The following is a 21,223-nucleotide window of genomic DNA, read 5'->3' as shown; positions in this document are numbered from 1 at the left end:
ATATATAAACCAAGCATTACCCATAACCTTACCACCATGATGATTCGAGCAGTTCTGGCTTTTACTTTTATTCTTTCCGCGCTATTTACGCAGGCGCAGTCAACGGATGTTCCTGTTTTTGTTTCCGGGGAAGGGGGACACAAGTCCTACCGCATACCCGCCATTATTGCCCTCCCCGGCGGCGACCTGCTGGCCTTTGCAGAGGGCAGGGTACACGGCGCGGCCGACTTCGGGGATGTGAACATCGTGATGAAGCGCAGCTCGGACAAAGGCAAAACCTGGTCGGAACTGCAGACCGTGGTGGATTACGATACCCTCCAGGCGGGCAACGCCGCCCCTGTGGTGGATTTGACAGACCCGGCTTATCCAAAGGGCAGAGTTTTCCTTTTCTACAACACGGGCAACGCCCACGAGCATGAGGTGCGCAGCGGCAAAGGGCTTCGGGAAGTGTGGTATATCACCTCCACCGATAACGGTCAAACCTGGTCGGAGCCGGTAAACATCACAGCGCAGGTACACCGCCCGAACATGCCGAAAGCTAATCCTGCCTACACCTTCAAAGAAGACTGGCGCGCCTATGCCAACACCCCCGGCCACGCCATGCAGTTTGCGAAAGGAAAGTACAAGGGCAGGCTATATATAGCCGCCAACCATTCCGAGGGCGAAGCGAAGCAAACGGCAGAGGACTATTTTGCCCACGGCTTCTACACCGACGACCACGGGAAAACATTCAAAATCAGCGAGACGGTGCCGGAATCCGGCGGCAACGAGTCGATGGCCACCGAACTGACAGATGGTAAATTGATGATGAACATCCGCAACCAACAGGGCGATGTGCGCGCCCGCATCGTGGCCCTCAGCAGCGACGGAGGCGCCACCTGGGACACCACCTACTTCGACCAGCAACTGCCCGACCCGGTGAACCAGGGAAGCATCCTCACCATCGGCGAGAAGAAAGGCAAGGCTATCCTCGCTTTCAGCAACGCCGCCGACACCCGGCGCCGCGACAACCTGACCCTGCGCATCAGCTACGACGAGGGCAAAACATGGCCGGAGCAGCACGTCATCGCCAAAAGCCAAAACGAGGCGAAGGACTACGCCGCTTACTCCGACCTCGTAAAATTAGGGAACAAGGAGGTAGGGGTGCTATATGAGAAAGACGGCTACCAGCAGATCGTATTCCAGGTGGTGAAGTGGAAGTAGTGATGAAATAGCTGGGGTGTTTTCCTGGAGATGACCGCAGTATGTGAAAATTTATTTTTAATGTGATTACAGCTGATATATACAGCAGATATATAGCTCGCTATTTCACCAGGCTATATATGATTGGCCTTATCTGATTGGCCTTGCCTCATATGAAAAGACTCACGCTTCTACTTTTTTTCCTTATCAGTACCGCGGCAGCGCAGGTAAAGCCTGTGCAACTGGCGGACAGTTTGTTCTCCACCTACTACCACCAGCGGGCAACCCTGTTTGAGAGCCTGCCACAGACCCAGGGAGATATCATTTTCCTGGGCAACAGCATCAGCGACGGCGGGGAGTGGAGCGAGCTGTTTGCCGACGGCAGGATGAAGAACCGGGGCATCAGCGGCGACAACTCTGCCGGGGTGCTGCATCGACTCGAAGAAGTGGCGCTGCGGAAGCCGGCCAAGGTGTTTCTGCTGATCGGCACCAACGACCTGGCCCAGAACGTATCGGCAGACAGCCTGCTGAAAAACATGCGTTGGATAGCAGATTACCTGAAAGAGAAGACGCCGGCCACCCAGCTATATATACAGAGCATTCTGCCGGTGAACGAGCGCTTTCAAAAATTTGGCGGCCATACCAGCAAAAGGGAGCTCATCAGGAAAGTAAACGCGCAGCTTCAGGCAGACGCCTCCAAACATAGCTATATATACCTCGACCTTCATACGCCTTTCTCAGACAACACTGGCAGGCTCGATGCCCGGTACACCAACGATGGCCTCCACCTGAACGGCGACGGCTACGCTTTCTGGAAGCACCTGATCTATGACGAGGTGTATGACCTGCAGCAAAAGCCCTCCGTTATCCCTGCGCCCCAGCAACTGCAATGGAAAGAAGCGGCATTCCCGCTTTATAGGAGTAAAACAATCGTGGTGCGGGACCCGGCGCTGAAAGCGGAGGCAGAGCGGTTACATGCCATTCTCGCGGAAAAGGGGCTGCGGCTGCAAATAAAAGACAGGGCCGCCCCAAACGAACTATATATAGCCTTAGCGCTGGAGAAAACGGCGGCGCCCCGCCTTGCAGAAGAGGCCTATACGTTGTCGGTGAACAAAGACAGGGTGGCGATCAAAGCCAACACGCCGCACGGCATCTTCAATGGCATACAGACGCTCCGCCAGCTTATGCGCGACGCGGCCTATATACCCGGCTGCGAAGTGCGCGACTGGCCGGCCTTCAGTTGGAGGGGCTATATGGTGGATGTGGGCAGGAATTATCAGTCGATGGAGATGCTGAAGGAGCAGATAGACGTGATGGCGCGGTATAAACTCAACATTTTCCACTTCCACCTGACCGAGGACATTGCCTGGCGGCTGGAGGTGCCCCGCTACCCGCAACTGACCGCACCGGAGCACATGACGCGCAACAAAGGCGCCTACTACACCGTGGCCGAGATGCAGGAGCTGATCCGGTACTGCAAAGACCGCCACATTACCTTCGTGCCTGAAATCGACATGCCGGGCCACAGCGCCGCTTTCACGCGGGTCATGGGCGTGGATATGCAGAGCGAGCAGGGGCTGGCGATATTAAAGAACATCCTGAATGATTTCAGCGACACCTACGACGTGCCCTACGTGCATATAGGAGGCGATGAGGTGGAGATCACTAACAATAATTTTCTGCCCCAGGTCACGCAGTGGCTGCACGAGAGGGGCAAAAAGACCATCGGTTGGGAGCCGGGCGGCAACCTGGATAAAGCCACCATACGCCAGCTGTGGATGCGGGACGGCCCCACCAACCCCGACTATACCTATATAGATTCCCGCCACCTGTACATCAACCACATGGACCCGCTGGAGGCCGTGACCACCATTTTCAGCCGCCAGATCGGCGACAGAGAGGCAGGAGACAATACTGTGTTAGGCGGCACCCTCTGCGTGTGGCACGACCGCAACGTACTGAAGCAGGAGGACGTGCTGCAAATGAACCCGGTTTACCCAGGGATGCTGGCCTTTGCCGAGCGCAGCTGGAAAGGCGGCGGCCACCTGGGCTGGATCACCAACATCCAGGCTGACCAGACAGACCGGCTGCAGGAGTTCCTGGAGTTTGAGAACCGGCTGCTGGATCACCAGGAATTATATTTTGAAGACAAGCCTTTCCCCTATGCGGCGCAGGCAGTGATGAAATGGAAGCTGTACGGGCCATATCAAAATAAAGGGAAACTCTCGGCTTCCTTTGCCCCGGAGAAGAAATTCTTCAATGGGAAGAAGTCTGCGGCTGAGGCAGTGGGTGGCACCGTGGTGCTGCGCCATTTCTGGCATCCGCTGGTGACAGGTGTACTGGAGAAAACGGAGGAAAACACCACCTGGTATGCCACTACCCAATTCTGGAGCGATGTGGATACCACAGGCCATTTCTGGATTGGCTTCCAGAACCTTTCCCGCTCCCAGAACTCCGACACGCCCGCCAAAGGAACCTGGGACAACAAGGGCAGCGCCATATACCTGAACGGCGAGGCCATCGCGCCACCCGTATGGAAGCGGGCAGGGCAGCAGGGCAACCCGGAGATTCCGCTTGTTGATGAAAGCTATGAATTCAGAGCACCCTTAACTGCGCCTGTAAAAAAAGGCTGGAACACGGTGTTGGTGAAGCTTCCAATCGGTAGCTTCAAGGGAAGGGACTGGCACAACCCGGTGAAGTGGATGTTCACGTTTGTGCCGGTTAGTGCTCCCGGGTTTTAAGTACCCCAAATGGTGATTTACTTTCGCTGTTGGAATAAGACCCATACCAAATCCCTGGAGGGGAATCTCTCTTACAAGGAAAAGAATTCCCCTCTTGAGAGGTTGGGGGTGGGGTATCAGCCATTAAAACCCAATCAGTTTTATATAGCGCTACCTGAGGAAATTATATCCCGTCTCTGTGCGATTGAATACTTGGAAATAGCTCTCTATAAGCACAGTCACTGTAACTTTCACCACCGCCCTAACACCTAGGGTACTGCCCGTGTTTCGGGAGGATTTCAGGTGCTTGAGAGCCCCTTTCGGGAAGCGTACCGGCCCGCCTGAAACCAGGTAGCATCACAAGGGCTGCAAACGCTTATTTCTCTTAGCTCCAGCTGGACTAGAAGGGCTTTACACCTTGCTGATAAAAAGGGACAACCTTATCCCGTTTTATCAGGACCTGGTAGGATTGCAAGGGAACACAAACAAGGGATCAGCGTTTTAGCACCGTAACCGCCCGAATGATTTTGCCTGTTGCGTCGCACTCCCGGGCAAGCAGCTCCTGTCCTTTTACTTTTTGGGACAAAAGACCAAAGGCCGTTATTATTTCCTGCTCCGTGAAAGTGCAATGGCCGTAGCGGTCGACGGGAAGTGCGCTAAACAGGGGGCTTGTTCCCTTCAGCACGGTCTTGGCCTGGTAAAGCGGCATGTTCCAGTACAGGACGATAGGGTCTTTCGTGGTGTGTCCGCTCACCAGCGGTTTGCTCAGCTCGCCACTGGTCTCGTAGTTCTTCCTTATCTCCCGGAGCGCCGTTTTATCAGCCGAGAAACGTTGTACCTTTAGGTTCAGCCTGACATCCTCGCGAAAGCTCCCTGTTCCGAAATACACCTGCTTCTCGTTGTCGAACGGCTGGCCGCCGAATACTCTTTTGGCGTTCTCGATGTAGCGCACATCATAGGTAAGCACTCCTATCACGGTTGTCTCGATGGAGCCCGGCACATTTGCATCGTAGGGAGCCTGCGCGGTGCGGAGCAGTTTTAAGGTTGCTTCCGGGTTCTGGCTGATCGCCTGCAGAACAAGCGGCACGTAGTAGCTTTCCCAGCCCGCACTAAGCTCAGTAGGAATATGCACGGCATCTCCGGGGAGCACGCCCGGGAAGAAGTAATCAAACAGGACCCTGAAATTGCCATAGTAATTCAGCTGCCCCTGGAAGTACCCACACGGCCCGCACAAGGACAAGCCGCCACTAAAGAGTTCGGGGTGCCGCTCCATGGCGAGCGTTGTGATAAGGGCACCCTGTGAACCGCCCGTAAGGTAGATCAGCCGCGGCGCACTGTACCGCTGGATAAACCTTTCGCGCAGGTTAATCATGTCTTCCAGCCCGCTTTGGACGGCGATGCCGTTCTCCCCGTAACTGGTCGTGGCAAAGGCATAACCGAAGCTGGTGAAAAGCGGCATATAGATAGCTGCTTCATCGGGAAGCGCCAGCTCCTCAAACTCAGGAACGTAACCGTGGGCGTACAGTATCAGCTCCCCGTTCCACTGGGCAGGCATGCACATCAGGATGATCTCCCCGGAAGGCAGTATTTCCTGGCTGCATTCCACCTGTGCGATCGCACCGTCCATCGTTGTGATCGTCTGTAAAGTGGTCGTCACACCGTCCGGCGCCTTTGTGGTGGCCTGTTTAGCGGATGGCAGAGGTTCCTCCTCCGTCATGGCGTCGCATTGGGTAAACAACAGCAGGATTACCATCAGGCAGGTCGTAATGCCTGATAGCCCCGCCTTCTGCCTTGGGGGGAGTGTATGTTTTACAAGTTGTAGCACAGGTTCTTTAACAGCTTGTAACCCCATGGCCCTGACGGACAAATGCTGTGCGTGCTGCGTAGGCTCGCCTGTACGGCCTGTAGCTTTAAAGTGATTGGTTAATGCTTCCATGTGTGTATATATGGTGGTACAATGAGAGATATTGCGGTAGCTGCTGTCGCAGCTGGACAGCGGTGACAGCAGGGAGGAAACTGTCGTTTTATGTAAAAGGACGGAGGCGGAACAAAAAAACGCAGGCCACATCGTACGAGGCGGCTTACGCTTCCCAACAGATGCACCTCACGCTTCTGCAGATAGAAGATGGGGCAGCAGCTATCCAGACGAATAGCAGGTTGGGGAAATTTGTCTTACACAGCGTGGGGTGAAACGTGCGTAAGTGTTGCATTACATGCGCACTTCTGCCAACAGTAGAGGCAAAAGCGGCCCCTTGGATCATATGCTTTATAAGATGCAGGAACCATGTGCAGGTAAACCTAGGGGAATACCTGTAACAGTAGCGGCAGGACCTTTTTGTCTACGAAACAAAGTAGGATTTATCCATATAAATTTTATATTATTTTAATTTAACCGCAATCGTCTTTTCAATTCGATCAGGATAATTCAGGTTAAAAGCTTTGCAAAGAGAAAGAGAAGGTGGTGTGATGGCGGGAAGCTGTGGCTGCGAAATAAAACGGGGAGCAGGAATTCATTTTAAAACCCGGCTCTATCCTGTTTGAGCCGGCTAAACGCTTTTCTTTTAAGCGAAACCTGAAACGGGGCATGTGCCAATAGCCTTTGGTGGCTGAAATGGGAGGCGTATATTTGGTGCTTTTAAAGGCGGCAGGTGTTTATGCCAGATTTTCTCCTGATGATAACGTGGGTGGTGTCGAACCCTAAAGCCTTGAGATTCAGCTTTCCATTTTATATATACCCGCCGCACAACCCGCCGCCCCTTTGCCTAAGCTGAAAAGCCGGTAAATTTTCTTTTTGCGGCACCGTACTACTACTATCAGACCTAATTCATAAAATGGAAATACTCATCCTGATACTCCTGACGATGCTGAACGGCTTCTTTGCCCTTTCCGAGCTCTCTATCATATCTGTAAACAAGAACAGGGTAAAGCAGCGGGCAAAGCAGGGCAACCAGAACGCGCAGACTATCCTGGCGCTGCTCGATTCGCCTGAGGATTTTCTCTCCGCCATCCAGGTGGGCATTACGCTCATCGGCATTGTGTCGGGTGCCTACGGTGGCGCCGCGCTGTCGGATGACGTGCGGGCCTGGATGCTCGGCATCGGTTTCCTGGCTCCGTACGCCGACACGCTCTCGCTTGTGCTCGTGATCGGGCTCATCACGTATTTCACCATCGTGGTAGGGGAACTGATCCCCAAGTCCATCGCCCTGAGCAACGCCGAAAAGATAGCGCTGGCCGTGGCTCCTGTCATCAAAATGTTCACCACGGTTACCATGCCCCTGGTCAAACTGCTCTCTGGGTCCACGAACCTGGCGGTCAGGCTGCTCGGAGTGCAGGAGCCGACCGAGGAGAAGATGTCGGAGGAGGAGATCCGGCAGATCATCAAGACGGCGGGCAGGCAGGGGATTCTCGCCAAGGAAGAGAGCGAACTGCACCAGAACATCTTCACCTACGCGGACCAGCGGGCCAAGAACCTGATGACGCGCCGCCTGGACGTGGAGTGGATCGACATCAACCACCCCATCGAAAAGATAAAGGACATGGTGCAGGCCAGCGCCCACACCAAATTCGTGGTGTCGGACGGGAGTTTTGATAAACTGGTGGGCGTGCTGCACGTGAAGGACTTTTACGGCTACCTGTTGTCGGACCGGCAGAAGCCGCTGATGGAGATCATCCAGAAGCCGATTTATATCTCTGAGTCCATGCTGGCCAATGCTGTCCTGAACACCTTCAAGAAGCAGAAGCAGTATATGGGCATCGTGGTGGACGAGTTCGGTTCCATCGAGGGCATCATCACCCTCCATGATATCCTGGAGTCTATTGTGGGGGACCTGCCGGACGTGGATGAGCTAAGTGAGCCTGCCATCGTGCGGAGGGAGGATGGGTCGTACCTGGTGAACGGCTCTGTGCCCATCCGCGAGCTGAACAAGGAACTGAAGCAGGAGTTTATCAGGAAAGACTCCGATGATTACTCCACCTTAGCCGGCTTTATTATTCAGCACCTGGGCAGGTTCCCGACGGCAGGGGAGAAGCTGGAGCACAACAACTTTGAGCTGGAGATCATCGACATGGACGGGGTGAAGGTCGACAAGGTGATCCTGACACACAAACCGGTTTCGGACACAGCTTAGCGGCTGCGCGCGCCGCACAGCCTATATAGGGCTTAGCAGGGGAAAAAGGCAGATGGGGCCTGCCCTATATATAGCTGCGGGGCCCATCCGGCAGTTGCGTTTTGTTCCGCTGCCTGCTTGTCTTTTCAAATACCCTGGTTTGTTCCTTGGATGCGTCTGCCAGGCAAGCTTACCTGCCCCGGAACATTCTCAATATAAAGTAGACGATCAGCACGAGGATAACGATGATGATGATCGCAGTCCAGAATCCGAACTCCAGCACGTCGCCGATCAGGTCGCAGCCGCTCATCGTGAAAGTTAGCAACAAAAAGGAAAGGCTGTAAAGCCACTTGCGGTGTAAGTTTCTCATAGTTGTATTTTTTAGTGTTTTATATAGCGTACCGGTTTTAGGGGGCATGGGTTACGGCTGCCCGGAGCCAGACGCAGCAAAGCGCGCCGCCGCGCGGTGCCGGCACGGGAACAAAAAGCGGGCACGGCGCGCTGCTATTACCCTGACCCCACGCAGCGCCGTAACAGGTGTGCGTTATAATGCCTATATTCGTTTTAAGCCTGCCGCTGCTCCGGTGCCAACGGCTGCGGCGGCAAGGTAAAATGCCTCCCTGCAAAGCAGCATATTTCAGCAGCACAGGCAAAGTATTCGCAAACAAAGGGTAGACAATATGGGCAAGAACGACCAACTCGACCGGTCATTGGGCTTACGCCTTGTTATTGTGGTTGTCATCGGGAACATCCTGGGCTCCGGGGTATATAAGAAGGTGGCCCCCATGGCCGCAGAACTGCACTCGCCGGGGTGGGTGCTCCTCTGCTGGGCGCTGGCGGGCATCATTACCCTGTTCGGTGCCCTGAGCAACGCCGAGGTGGCGGGCCTGCTGGCAGACACGGGCGGGGAGTACGCCTACTACAAAAAGATATATAACCGCTTCTTCGCCTTTATCTTCGGGTGGTCGCTGTTCGCGGTTATCCAGACGGCGGCCATATCGTCGCTGGCCTACGTGTTTGCGCAGTCGCTCAACAGCATTCTGCCGCTGCCTCCGCTGCTGAGCGGGCTGGCCGATTTCTCCATCGCCGGTACGTTCTTCCCCTTTGCCGGCCTCAGCGTGAAGCTGACGGCCATGCTCCTGATCGTGCTGCTGACGTGGGTGAACGCGAAGGGCGTGAAGTTCGGGGCGGGGCTGAGCACCCTCATCCTGCTGCTGGTGTTTGCGGGCATCTCCATTATTGTGTTTTTCGGGCTGGGCAGCAGGCAGGCGGATATAGGCAGCAGCTTTACCCTGGCGACCACGGCCGGTGCCGTCCCCGTCACCTTCAGCGCTGTTTTCGCGGCGATGCTGGCAGCCTTCTGGGCCTACCAGGGCTGGGCGGCCATCGGCTACCTGGGCGGTGAGATCAAAGACGCACACCGCAACATCCCGCGGGGCATCACCATCGGCGTGCTGACGGTGGTGGCCATCTACCTGCTGGTGAACATGACGTACCTGGCCCTGCTGCCGGTCGCGGCCATGGAAGAGGTGCACGCGGCGCGCAACCTGATTGCGGCCGTGGAGGCGGTCCGGACGTTCTGGGGCTACGGAGGGGCCGTGTTTATATCGGTGCTCATCCTGGTCACGACCCTGGGCTGCACCAACGCCACCATCCTGGCCAGCAGCCGCACCTATTTTGCCATGGCCCGCGAAGGCATGTTCTTCCGGAAAGCGGCGGACCTGAACCAGGCTCATGTGCCGGCCCATTCGCTCCTGTACCAGTGCATCTGGGCCTGCCTGCTGGTGCTCTCCGGCACCTTCGACCAGCTGACGGACATGGTGATTTTCGCGGTCTTCATTTTCTACGGGGCCACCACGTTCGGGGTATTTGTGCTGCGGCGGAAGATGCCGGACGCGCACCGGCCCTACAAGGTGTGGGGCTACCCGGTGGTGCCCGCCATCATGGTGCTCTTCTGCGTGGCCCTGTTCTTCAACACCATCCTGGTGCGCCCGCGCGAGGCGGGCATCGGGATGGTGCTGATGCTGACCGGCATCCCGATGTACTGGTGGTTCGAGAAAAGAAAGAAAGGCCGGGTCGAGGCCCCGCCGCAGGACAAGGTGTCTTCCTGAGGCGGGCTTTGCCGAGGTGCTCCAACCACCCCTGCCCTTGCCTGACGAGGGGAATTTAACCTCTCCCCAGCCCTCTCCTAAAAACAGGAGAGGGAGCACAAAAAAAAATTATATATATACCCATATACCCCCATATACCGCCAGTTTGAGCGAAGCGGGAACTGGTGGTGAGCATGGCAGCCAGTTTGTAAAGGCGTTATCCAGATCTTTACTTACGCCGGTTACAAACCGGCCTCCTATATAGCCACATTTGCGCTGACGCAAAACTTGCGGCATGTGAGGGAGGCATAGGGGTGCACGACCTTCCTCGCCCCAAAATAGTGTTTCAAAATCCCCTGTCCGAATCGTGCCGGAAAACTGTCCATCCTGATGCTACTTCACGTACTGCGCCTGCTCTGTTTTGCGCAGCAAGCCCAGGCCATGCAACGTCTGTAGCAGGCTGTCGATCTGCTGGAGGCGCTGGGGCTGCTGGGCTTTGGCGACGGGCCTGAACTGCTGCAGCAACTCCTGGGCGGTGGCCGGGCGCTCGTGCAGTTGCAGGGCGCGCTGCACGGCCTGCGCCTGCTCCGAGAGCGTTTTCGGCCAGGCCAGCACTTCTTTGGCGGTGGATTTCACGGCTTTGGCAGTTGTCTCGATGCCCATATCGGTTTGCTGGGTACCTTGCGGGTTCTGGTAGGCAGGGCGGAGCCAGCGGATGTGGCCGCGTGCTTCTTCGGCGGCGCGTTCCTTGTTCAGGGCCACGAGGCGCTCGAGTATTTCATCTTCGGGCAGGTGGGCGGGCCAGCCATAGGCGGCGGCTACGGCGGCATCCAACTCCTGGTGCAGCTGCAGCAGGATGCTGACCAGCCCCTGCTCGTGGGTTTTCTGCTCTTTGGGAGTAAGCGCCTCGCCCGACCGCAGTTTCTCCAGCACGTTATATAGGTCGGTGATGGTGAGCGTGGGGTGCTGCGCCTGCCGCTGCTTGCGGTGTGCGTCCAGTTGCTCGGCTATACCTCGGATCTGCTCCTGCTGCGCTTCGGTAGCGGCAGGGAAGGGAAAGGGGTCGAAGCAAACAGAGTTATTATACCGAGGAGTATTTCCACCTAAATTACTGCCAGTTGCTAAAGTCCATGAAATATGAATGTTACTTGATAGAACTCCGAAGTGGAACGCATCATCTAATGCAAAATTGATTAATGCATCATCAGGTAAAACATCTATGTTTAAGAACTGGAAAAATCGATGTTTAGAAGTTGCTACAGTTGTAATATATCTTTCTAAACCTTTTAGAGCTTTTCTTAACTCCGTTCTGGTCTTGCCGAATAGCCACCATTTTTTTGCATACCCAGCTCCATCTTTAGAATGTGCCTTTGCTACTCTTTCAGGTTTAACTCGCTCTAAAATCCATTGGTATGCTTCGGGAAATTTTGCCCTTACTTCTTCAGAGTTCAATCCAAAAAAATCTAAAACCATAACTCCTCTTGGACAACTTGTCAAGTCTTTACCGTTACGATATTCTTTTATGTAATTTTCTAATTCTGGTGTTTCACCTAAACCAATTTTTTCTGCTTCATTCTTGGTAATGATAAAGCCTGAACCAATCAGCTGCACACCTCTACTACATAGTTGTAAATTCGATTTTAAAGGTTCTACAGAAGCTAATGCTGCACCTATAGTTAAATCAGATTGGATTGGTCCATCCTTTTCAATAAATGTTACCTGCACTTCTAATCCATCAGTCTTAGTTTCTGAAACTACGGTTAAAAGCCTTCCTACTGCTTCTCCTTTTTCAGCTGCTGTCATGGCAATTTCTACTGCTGCACCATCCGCACTATCTACCCAAGGATGGTCAGGTATGGCAAGTGTGATAGAAAGCGGCGGATTCGCCTGCATCTGCGCTTCAATCACACGGCGATTGAAAGTCTGTTTTATACTATTGGTGGTGATAAAGCCGAATCGCTCTGCCTTATCAGATCGCACAATCTCAGCAGCTTTGTGCCACCAGAACATCACGAAGTCCGCACTCTCCGGCACAGCACCTTTATATGCTTTTCTTACGGCTTCTGCATAACCGTCTCCCAAAGCATCACGCATATACTTTGCACCAATAAACGGCGGGTTGCCTACTATAAAATCGGCTTCGGGCCAGGTGGCGGGTTTGGGGTCGAGGTAATCGTAGGTGATAGTGCGGGCGGTTTCGTCGGGCACTTCCTGGCCGGTAACCGGGTGCGGCTTGGTGCTGTGGCCGTCCCAGCGGGTAACGGGCTGGCCGTTGCTGTCGAGGCGCGGTGTACGGTCGGAGTAGCTAAGCACCGCGTCCTGTTGTTTGATGTTGCCGTACTCGCGCAGGATGGGGTTGCTCAGGCGGGTAGCCGAGCCGTGCGCCCGGAAGTGCCACTGCAGGTAGCCGATCCAGAGCACCACGTCGGCGATGGCCGCTGCCCGTGGGTTTACCTCCAGGCCCAGCAGCTGCGCCGGTGTTACGGTATAGCCGCCCGTCATATCGAGGGTTTTCTGCCCCGGGAAGTGGTCGAGGTACTCGGTTACCTCGCCCTCCAGCCTTTTGAGGTGCTCCAGGGTGACGTACAGAAAGTTGCCGCTGCCGCAAGCCGGGTCCAGCACGCGCACCGAGCACAAACGGCGGTGGAAGTTTTCGATCTCTTTGCGTGCTCCGGCTTCGTCGCCGCTGTCTTCCAATATGGCCGAGGCGGTGCGGGCTGCTTCCCACTCTTCGCGCAGCGGCTCAATAACGGTTGGCATTACCAGGCGCTCCACGTAGGCGCGGGGCGTGTAGTGGGCGCCCAGTTTGTGGCGCTCGCGCGGCTGCAAAGCCCGCTCCAGCAACGTACCGAAAATGGCAGGCTCCACATCAGCCCAGTCGGCCTCGGCAGCCAGTATCAGCAAATCGAGCTGTGCCTCCGTAATGGGCAGCGCCTCGGGATCTTTAAACAAATAGCCGTTAAACTGCGGGATAACCGTGCGCAGGGCCGGATCGAACCCGCCTTTGTCCATACTTTGCCAGAGCGCCTGCAGCGCGTGCGGGAAGTAGGCGATGTTGCGGCGGTAGTCCTGCAGCAGTTTAGTGAAGGAGTTGCCGGGCAGCAGCTGCACGTCTTCGGCAAACATGGTAAAGAGGCAGCGCATCAAAAAACCCGACACCTGCTCCGGCGTGTGCCCCGCTGCTTCCAGCGAGGCCGCCAGTTTCGCCAGCCGCTCGGCCAGCGCCCGGGTTACGCGGGCGGCACGTCGGCTGGGGTCCAGCTCCAATGGGTCAGTAAAGAGCATGCGCAGGCGCTCACGCACCTCCTCGCGGTGCAGCTCGTCCAGCGTTACCCGGTAGTTCAGCGGGTCCGGAAAGGGTACGTAGGTTTTTCCCTGCCGCGCAAAATCCGCATACAGATCAATGCAGTAGCCCACATCCACCACCGCCAGGAAAGGCGGCCAACTGTCGGGTAAGCATCGGGCATAGCGCAGGGCCTGTTCCTTGGCCTTCTTCATCTCGCGGTCCCAGGTGCGGGTGTCGCGGGTGGCGGTGCCTGTCTTTGTTTTTGCCCGTTCCGCGCCCAGTAGCTCTGCCTCGGTGGCCGTTGCCTTGTCGGAGCCCTGCTTGGCCTCCAGCACAAAACAGTCTTTCTTGTACAGGTCGATGAAGTTGGTGCTGGTCTTGCCCTCGCCGTCGTCAAACACTACCGGCCGCTCAAAGGTATAGGTCGCCTCGTGCACCTTGTCGGAGGCCGGCCGCGGCTTCTCCACGCCCAGCAGCTCGCACAGCTCGGTTAGAAACAGCTGGTAGTTAGCGCGTTCCGAAGCGCCGGAGGCTTTCCATCGGGACATAAATGGCGCGATGGCGGGGGGAGGGGTATGGGGCATGGTTTGTTTTCCGGGGCGTCTGTAGAATTAAAGATGCATTATATAAAAATTTTACGATATTTACGCTGTTCAAACACTGTTTTCATCGGCCCCGCAGCGTGCCCACTCATGGCGAAAGTTTAGCGCCAGCGCAAATGTGGCTATATAGGAGGCCAGTTTGTAACCGGAGAAAGTAAAGATCTGGCTAGTGCCTTTACAAACTGGCTGCCCTATTCAACCACCGGTTCCCGCTGCGCTCAAACTGGCGGCGTGTGGGCACCTGCAATCTTGATATAAATCAGTTTAAGTTATATTTAGTCTTAAAAATACAACACTATTCCAGGCTAATGCGTTTGTATTTAGATGGATACTCCATTCCCAGTTCACCTACTATAACCTGCCCTTGCCTGATTCGCAATAACTTTCATTGGCTTTAATTGATACCTGAAGTTTAACTATAAATCTACTACCTATGAAAAGTGCTGTTTTGATACCTTTTTTAACAAGCATGGTATTGTTATTTACTGGCTGTAGTAAAGATGATTCACTTGTTCCTGATCCCCTTAGCACAGATGCTGTAATAAGTAACTTAACCGGGGATGAAATACTGGATGTTGTGATTGATCCGGCTGACTTTACGGCTGATGTTGACAACCCATACTTTCCTCTGAGGCCCGGTGAGACGCTTCATTATGTAAACACCACCAAAGATCGCAATGAAACAGAGACAATTTATATCACCTCAACTACTTTGTGTGAAACAAAGCTAATTGCTGCGTTGGGTATAACTGCCAGGGTGGTGCATGTGGTGGAAACTGATGAAGAAGGCCAGGTACTGGAAGAGACGTACGACTGGTATGCGCAGGACATGGAGGGCAATGTATGGTACATGGGTGAGGCCACCACGGCTTTTGAAGATGGAATACCGAGCACAGAAGGCTCCTGGGAAGCCGGTGTAGACGGCGCAAAACCGGGCATCATCATGTGGGCAGATCCGTGGGAACACATTGGCGAGGTATACTACCAGGAGTACTATGAGGGTGAAGCTGAAGACCAGGGAAAAGTGCTGCCAAGCAAGAGAACAGTAAAAGTGCCATATGGCATGTACCATCAAACACTCACAACCGAAGATTTTACAGCGCTAGAGCCAGATGCGGTTGAGAGAAAGTCATACGCTGAGGGCATCGGGATGTTGCTGGCCGAATCAGTTAAAGGCGGGCCAGAAAAAGAACAGGAAGTACTGGTAGCGATTACACAAGACGGTTGTACTAATTGAGAGGAAGCTCTTGTTAGTTCTAAAGCCATTGTTGGTTTTAGAACTAACAATCCATACTGCACCGGTTTAAACTGGCTGCCATGCCCAACCACCAGTTACCGCTGCGCTCAAACTGGCGGTATGTTTGGGGGAAACCCACCCCTGCCCCTCCCAAGAGGGGAATTTTCCGCAAGAGTAGTTTATTCCCCTCCAGGGGTTGGGGCCCCTTGTCAACGAAGGAGTAGGGGTGGGGCATGTTTCAACAGTGAAGTTAACTCGCTACTTGAGTTATATAGAAGCTGCCTTTTCTGCGCCGTTTGGTTTTTATGCGAACCTCGATCTATATTTGCATGAAGGGGGTGAGGATGAGCACCTTGGGAGGTGGCAGGGCTGAGTTTTTTCTGTTCCTGCTTCTGCCACGCTGCTCAATACCAACAGGCACCAGCCCGTTTGCCATTTTTTGTAGGAGGTAGGGGGTTCCGTTCCCAAAGCGCGGCATGCTGCTGCCTCCCGGTGAAAATAGGCGGACTGCTGCCTGGCATTTACTAAATTTTGTGGCAAAAGCTGGCCGTTTTTTATTGTCTGCGTACCATATACAGCGCCCTTTTAGCTTGTATCTGTTCCTGGTTATATGTTACTTAGCGCGTTAGAGTTTACGGTTGCCCTGCAGAAGGAGTACGTGACGATCCGGCACAACCCGCCCGAAAAATTTATTTGGAACGAGTGGCGGCACACTATTCCCAGTCCGCAGCTCCGGGAGGCGATGCTCTTTGCCTGTGAGTATATCCTGGCCCACGACGTGGAACTCATCCTCGCTGATTTCTCCAAAATGCATGCCCCCTCCCTTGAGGACCAGGTATGGATCGCCAACCGCTCAGCCCAACTGCTGCAACACAGCAAGCTCAGGCGCGTGGCCAACATCCTGTCCCTTGATGTTTTCGAGCAAATAGCCATCGAAAATATCTACGCCCTCGCCTCGAATTTGCCGATGCCCTGCGAAACCAGGGAGTTTGTGTCGAAGGAGGAAGCAATGGAGTGGCTGTTCTCTGACTGAACCCTTCGGGGCAGGCGCGCGGGTAGGCGGCAAATTCAAAAAAATAGCCTCCCTCTCAGCCGCAGGCTGCTGTTTTTGAAACACACCGCCAGTTTGAGCGAAGCGGGAACTGGTGGTTGAATAGGGTAGCCAGTTTGTAACTGGCGAAACCGGAACTTGAGGAACGCCAGTTACAAACTGGCATCATAGTAAGCCACATTTGCGCTGGCGCTAAACTGGCGGCATATACGGGGCACATATAGGCCGTCCGCAGACCTCGCGGTGTCCGGAGGTCCCGCCACGTCTGCGCTACCTATCAACGGCCCTGCTAATCACCAACCCGTCCCCCCAGCCACGGGCGTAAAACTGCTCACGTGGCCCGCGGCACCTTTCAGGCGGTTTGCTTTTTTAAGAAGCCATATATAGCTATATTGCAAAAGCTATGACTTTGTGCAGATGATCCTTTTCAAGAACAGCATTATACAGTTAGACTACAGCCCGGCTGCCGATATTTTGGACGTGGGCTATCCCGACCTGCACGGCTTTCTGATTCCCGAGATCAAGCACAGCATCGACATCCTGGTTGATAACGTCAGGAACTACGATGTGAAGCGGGTGCTGCTCGACTCGACCAGGACGTTGATTCTGGTGAGCGAGGCGGAAAGCAGGGAAGTGGCCACCTACCTGGCTGCCGGGCTGATGAAGACCCGGGTGCAGAAGGTGGCGCGGCTGCAATCTTCGAGCGCGGCGGTAGAAACCACGGCGCAGGGCAACATCCAACACATCAGGGAAACGCAGGCGCTCCCATTCCTGCTGCAGAACTTTACCGTCAGAGAAGAGGCCGTCGCGTGGCTGACCTCCTACGATGTTGAACATGTGCCGCTGTAAACAACAGCCCGCTGTGGTGCGCTAACCAACCCTCCGCGGCCATCCTTCACCGCTGCACGCGCTTTGGGCAAGCGGGCACTTCAACGGCCGGTATTTGCTTCTCTTCCCGGAATATGGTTATTATTGCAGATGTTCGACTTTCGTCTCAAAGTATTCTACACGGTGGCCAGGCGGCTAAACTTCACCAAGGCGGCCGAAGAGCTGCTCATTTCCCAGCCTGCCGTCACGAAGCATATAAAAGAGCTGGAGAGCCAGTTTAACCTGGCCCTCTTCGACCGGCGGGGCAACAAAGTGCTGCTCTCGCCTGCCGGGGAAGTGCTTCTCAGGCACACGGAAGCCATCCAGGAGATATACCGGCAGATAGAATTCGACCTTAACCAACTGAACCAGACTTTCAAGGGCGTACTGCATGTCGGGTCCAGCACCTCCATCACGCAGTACATACTGCCCCCTTTGCTCGCCCGTTTCCACAGCATCCACCAGGACGTGAAGGTGGAGTTGCTCAGCGGCAACACCGAGCAGATCGAGCAGGCCCTGCTGCACAAGAAGATCGAGATGGGCGTGATCGAGGGGAAATCCAAGCGCAGGGAGATTCAGTATACCCCGTTTCTGAAAGATGAGATTGTGCTGGTGTGCAGCAGTAAAAACGCACTGGCCAAAAAGGAGGAGATCAGGCCGGAGGAGCTGAAAAAGATCCCGCTCCTGCTGCGGGAGCCGGGCTCCGGAACACTGGAGGTGATCGCCGATGCGCTGAAGCAAAAGGGCATCCGCCTGGCCGACCTGTCCGTTGAGATGCAGCTCGGGAGCACCGAGGCGATCAAGTCGTACCTGCAGCACTCCGACTGCATGGCTTTCCTGTCGCTGCACGCCATCCCCCGGGAACTGGAAAATGGGACGCTCAAGATCATCGGGATCCGGAAGCTGCCGATCCACCGCAACTTTTACTTCATCACGCCGCAAGGCCCGGAAGGCGGCCTGTCCTCCCTGCTCATCCGCTTCCTGACCCGGAACCATAGCTTTTGATTATATAACAGCGCCTGATCCGGCTGCCGTTTATATATAGTTATCCGCTTGCTCCCCTGCCTGGCTGCAGCGGAATCATGTTTCTGTTCCCGCCATCCTGCTGCAGCAGCCTGCATGCTATTCCCGTAATTGCTCTTCATGTCGCAGAAGCTGGTATACCGTTTTTGCATTTCAATACGTTGAGCAGCAGGAAGATAGGGTTATAGTCCCACTGTGTGTTGCACAAGCGATGTGCCCCTGCTACCTGCTGCCTTCGTCGCTGCTCCTTTCAGTATAACTTTAAGTTATTCTAAATCATTTTTTACGATTGGCACGACCTGTTTATCAGCCGTATATTTGTATAAACAAACACTGAAAGGCAGCTGTTGGCTGGTTCTGATACCTTTGCTGAGAGGAAGAGTGCGGCTGAATTATATATGTAGTGGTAAATGGGAAATCCTGGAGCCGGCCCTATATAAAGCCCAAACTTATCCGCTCACCCCAGGTTTTATGAGCAAGTAGTTCCCTGCAGGAAAAGAAGCAGTAAGCATATAGATGTATAACCTAAAATTAAAAAACTATGAGTTTAAGAATCGGAGATGACGCACCAAATTTTACGGCACAAACCACAGAGGGCGAAATAGATTTTCACCAGTGGCTGGGAAACAGCTGGGGGATCCTCTACTCGCACCCGGCGGACTTCACGCCTGTTTGCACCACGGAGCTTGGCCGCACCGCCCAGCTGAAGGACGAGTTCGCGAAAAGAGACACGAAGGTGATCGCGGTGAGCGTGGACGAGCTGGACTCGCACCACGAGTGGATCAAGGACATCAACGAAACGCAAAACTGCGATGTTGACTTCCCGATCATTGCGGATATGGACCGGAATGTGGCCACGCTTTACAACATGATCCACCCGAATGCCTCTACCAGCACCACCGTGCGCTCCGTTTATTTCATCAGCCCTGATAAGAAAATCAAAGCGATCATCACGTACCCGGCTTCCACAGGAAGGAACTTCTTCGAGATTCTGCGGGTGATCGACTCACTGCAGCTGACCGACAAATACAGCGTGGCCACCCCGGTGGACTGGCAGCAGGGCCAGGATGTGATCATTTCGCCGTCTGTGAAGCAGGAAGACGTAGCGGCCAAGTTTCCGAAGGGGCACCAGCTTATCAAGCCTTATCTAAGGTATACACCGCAACCAAACAAATAAACTGTTGATGGATTTTAAGAAAGGTCTGGAGAGAGGCCCGTTTTCTGACAAGCAGGCGGCACAACTCCACGAAGCTTTGTCGGGGCTGGATACCGGGCAGCTGCAATGGCTGTCCGGTTACTTTGCCGGCGTGGCTGCTTCGCCAACCGGCGCGGCTGCTGTTGTGGCCGGGCCTGCCGTTGCGGCAGCCGTAACGGCGCAGCAACTTACGGTGCTATATGGCAGCCATACCGGCAACTGTGAAGGGTTGGCAAAAAACCTGGCCACGCTGGCCAGATCGCGGGGCATCGAGGTGGAAGTGGCCGACATGGCTTCCTTTAAAACCAGGGACCTGAAGAAAGTCTCTAACCTGGCGGTGCTGGTGAGCACGCACGGCATCGGGGAGCCCCCGGTGCAGGCCGAGGAGCTGCACCAGTTCCTGCACGGCAAAAAGGCGCCTGACCTCTCGCACATTAAGTTTTCGGTGCTGGCCTTGGGCGACAGCAGCTACGTGGATTTCTGCCAGACGGGGAAAGACTTTGATGCCGTGCTCGAAAAGCTAGGCGCGCAGCGCATCAGCACCCGCGTGGACTGTGATGTTGATTATGAGGAGGCAGCAGAAGCGTGGCAGCAAGCGCTGGTGCAGGCAATCAGCCAGGCCTCCGGCGCGAACGCGACGACGGAGGTAACTGTGAAGGACACCGTGCCCGCTGAAGCTCCCAAATACTCCCGCAAGAATCCGTTTGAGGCAACCATCCTCGAGAAGATCAACCTGAACGGGAAAGGGTCCTCGAAGGAAACGATCCACCTGGAGCTGAGCCTCGAGGGTTCCGGCCTGACCTACGAACCCGGCGACGCGCTGGGCGTGTACGGCACCAACGCTGCATCTCTTGTGGAAGGGGTGCTGCAGGCTGCCGGTCTTTCGGGAGAGGAGCTGGTGCAGGGCCACAACGGTGAAAAGCCGCTGGCCGAGGCGCTGACCTACGACTACGAGCTGAGCCCGATTTCGAGCGTTACCCTGGCGAAGTACGCCGAGCTTACAGGAAGCGACAAGCTGAAAGACATCGCCGCTGACAACCAGAAGATGGTGCAATACCTGCCCGGGCGTGATATGCTGGACCTGTTGCAGGAGGTGCCGCATGCTTTTCAGGCAGACGAGCTGCTGTCGGTGCTGCGGAAAAACGCACCGCGCATGTACTCCATCGCCTCCTCGCAGGCCGCCGTGGAAGACGAGGTGCACCTGCTGGTGTCAGTGGTGCGGTACGAGGCCTACGGCAGATGCAAAGAAGGCCTGTGCTCCGCCACGCTTTCCGACAGATTCCATGTGGATGATAAAGTGAAGGTATTTGTGGACAGGAACAGCCGCTTCAAACTCCCCGCCGACCCGGAGGCGCCGATTATCATGGTCGGACCCGGAACCGGGGTGGCGCCCTTCAGGGCGTTTATGCAGCACCGCGAGGTGGCGGATTTCAAGGGCAAGTCTTGGCTTTTCTTTGGCGACCGCAATTTCACCACGGATTTCCTGTACCAGACCGAGTGGCAGCAGTACCTGAAAGAGGGGATTCTGACGAAGGCGGATGTGGCCTTCTCCCGCGACCAGAAGCAGAAGCATTACGTGCAGCACCGCATGCTCGAAAACGGCAAAGAGCTCTATAACTGGCTCGAAAGCGGCGCCCATTTTTACGTGTGCGGCGACGCGAAGCAAATGGCCAAAGACGTGGACGGCGCTTTGCGCGAAATCATACAGCAGCACGGTGGCGTGACGGTAGAGAAGGCGGAGGAGTACGTGAAATACCTGCAGCGATCGAACCGCTACCAGACCGACATATATTAAAACCTAATAGGATCGGGCAACCGGAATCTCACCGCCCCGGTCCCTACTTGCGGCCTCTCAGCATCACTA

At 55.0% G+C, this 21,223-nt stretch carries 13 protein-coding genes; 10 read left to right on the top strand and 3 right to left on the bottom strand.

Annotated elements, in window-relative coordinates:
- Positions 1-36 precede the first annotated feature (36 nt).
- Positions 37-1,203 (top strand): sialidase family protein, encoded by a 1,167-nt coding sequence (locus tag ABD920_RS20370; RefSeq protein WP_345161718.1) that lies wholly within the window; start codon positions 37-39, stop codon positions 1,201-1,203.
- A 152-nt stretch (positions 1,204-1,355) separates the two neighbouring features.
- Positions 1,356-3,923: a family 20 glycosylhydrolase gene (locus ABD920_RS20365; RefSeq protein WP_345161716.1), complete on the top strand. Its 2,568-nt coding sequence runs from the start codon at positions 1,356-1,358 to the stop codon at positions 3,921-3,923.
- 472 nt (positions 3,924-4,395) lie between these two features.
- On the opposite strand, the gene ABD920_RS20360 is transcribed toward ABD920_RS20365, so the two are convergent.
- Positions 4,396-5,727 carry a hypothetical protein gene (locus ABD920_RS20360; protein WP_345161714.1) on the bottom strand — a complete coding sequence of 444 codons (1,332 nt, stop codon included), beginning with the start codon at positions 5,725-5,727 and terminating at the stop codon, positions 4,396-4,398.
- A gap of 1,006 nt (positions 5,728-6,733) precedes the next feature.
- Here ABD920_RS20360 and ABD920_RS20355 point away from each other — a divergent pair.
- Positions 6,734-8,029 carry a hemolysin family protein gene (locus ABD920_RS20355; protein ID WP_345161712.1) on the top strand — a complete coding sequence of 432 codons (1,296 nt, stop codon included), beginning with the start codon at positions 6,734-6,736 and terminating at the stop codon, positions 8,027-8,029.
- 169 nt (positions 8,030-8,198) lie between these two features.
- Here ABD920_RS20355 and ABD920_RS20350 read toward each other — a convergent pair whose 3' ends face one another.
- Positions 8,199-8,378: a hypothetical protein gene (locus tag ABD920_RS20350; protein WP_345161710.1), complete on the bottom strand. Its 180-nt coding sequence runs from the start codon at positions 8,376-8,378 to the stop codon at positions 8,199-8,201.
- 310 nt (positions 8,379-8,688) lie between these two features.
- Between ABD920_RS20350 and ABD920_RS20345 the strand changes: the two genes are divergently transcribed.
- On the top strand, positions 8,689-10,119 hold the full coding sequence (locus ABD920_RS20345) for an APC family permease (RefSeq protein WP_345161709.1): 1,431 nt from the start codon (positions 8,689-8,691) through the stop codon (positions 10,117-10,119).
- Between the two features lie 372 nt (positions 10,120-10,491).
- Here the strand turns inward: ABD920_RS20345 and ABD920_RS20340 are convergent, their stop codons facing one another.
- Positions 10,492-13,932 (bottom strand): class I SAM-dependent DNA methyltransferase, encoded by a 3,441-nt coding sequence (locus ABD920_RS20340; RefSeq protein ID WP_345161708.1) that lies wholly within the window; start codon positions 13,930-13,932, stop codon positions 10,492-10,494.
- A gap of 487 nt (positions 13,933-14,419) precedes the next feature.
- On the opposite strand from ABD920_RS20340, the gene ABD920_RS20335 reads away from it, so the two are divergent.
- The 6 genes from ABD920_RS20335 (at position 14,420) to ABD920_RS20310 (ending at position 21,154) form a co-directional block, all read left to right on the top strand.
- Positions 14,420-15,223 (top strand): hypothetical protein, encoded by an 804-nt coding sequence (locus ABD920_RS20335; protein WP_345161706.1) that lies wholly within the window; start codon positions 14,420-14,422, stop codon positions 15,221-15,223.
- Between the two features lie 610 nt (positions 15,224-15,833).
- Positions 15,834-16,256 carry a hypothetical protein gene (locus ABD920_RS20330; RefSeq protein WP_345161704.1) on the top strand — a complete coding sequence of 141 codons (423 nt, stop codon included), beginning with the start codon at positions 15,834-15,836 and terminating at the stop codon, positions 16,254-16,256.
- 429 nt (positions 16,257-16,685) lie between these two features.
- Positions 16,686-17,123, top strand: a complete 438-nt coding sequence (locus tag ABD920_RS20325; protein WP_345161702.1) for a hypothetical protein — start codon at positions 16,686-16,688, stop codon at positions 17,121-17,123.
- A 129-nt stretch (positions 17,124-17,252) separates the two neighbouring features.
- Positions 17,253-18,146: a LysR family transcriptional regulator gene (locus ABD920_RS20320; RefSeq protein ID WP_345161700.1), complete on the top strand. Its 894-nt coding sequence runs from the start codon at positions 17,253-17,255 to the stop codon at positions 18,144-18,146.
- A 559-nt stretch (positions 18,147-18,705) separates the two neighbouring features.
- Positions 18,706-19,341, top strand: a complete 636-nt coding sequence (locus tag ABD920_RS20315) for a peroxiredoxin (protein WP_345161698.1) — start codon at positions 18,706-18,708, stop codon at positions 19,339-19,341.
- 7 nt (positions 19,342-19,348) lie between these two features.
- Positions 19,349-21,154: an assimilatory sulfite reductase (NADPH) flavoprotein subunit gene (locus ABD920_RS20310; RefSeq protein ID WP_345161696.1), complete on the top strand. Its 1,806-nt coding sequence runs from the start codon at positions 19,349-19,351 to the stop codon at positions 21,152-21,154.
- The last annotated feature ends 69 nt before the right edge of the window (positions 21,155-21,223 follow it).

Origin of the sequence: Pontibacter saemangeumensis (assembly GCF_039541895.1) — a bacterium.
GTDB lineage: Bacteria > Bacteroidota > Bacteroidia > Cytophagales > Hymenobacteraceae > Pontibacter > Pontibacter saemangeumensis.
Note: the sequence above shows the minus strand (reverse complement) of the source record. Positions and strands in the feature narration are given on the sequence as shown.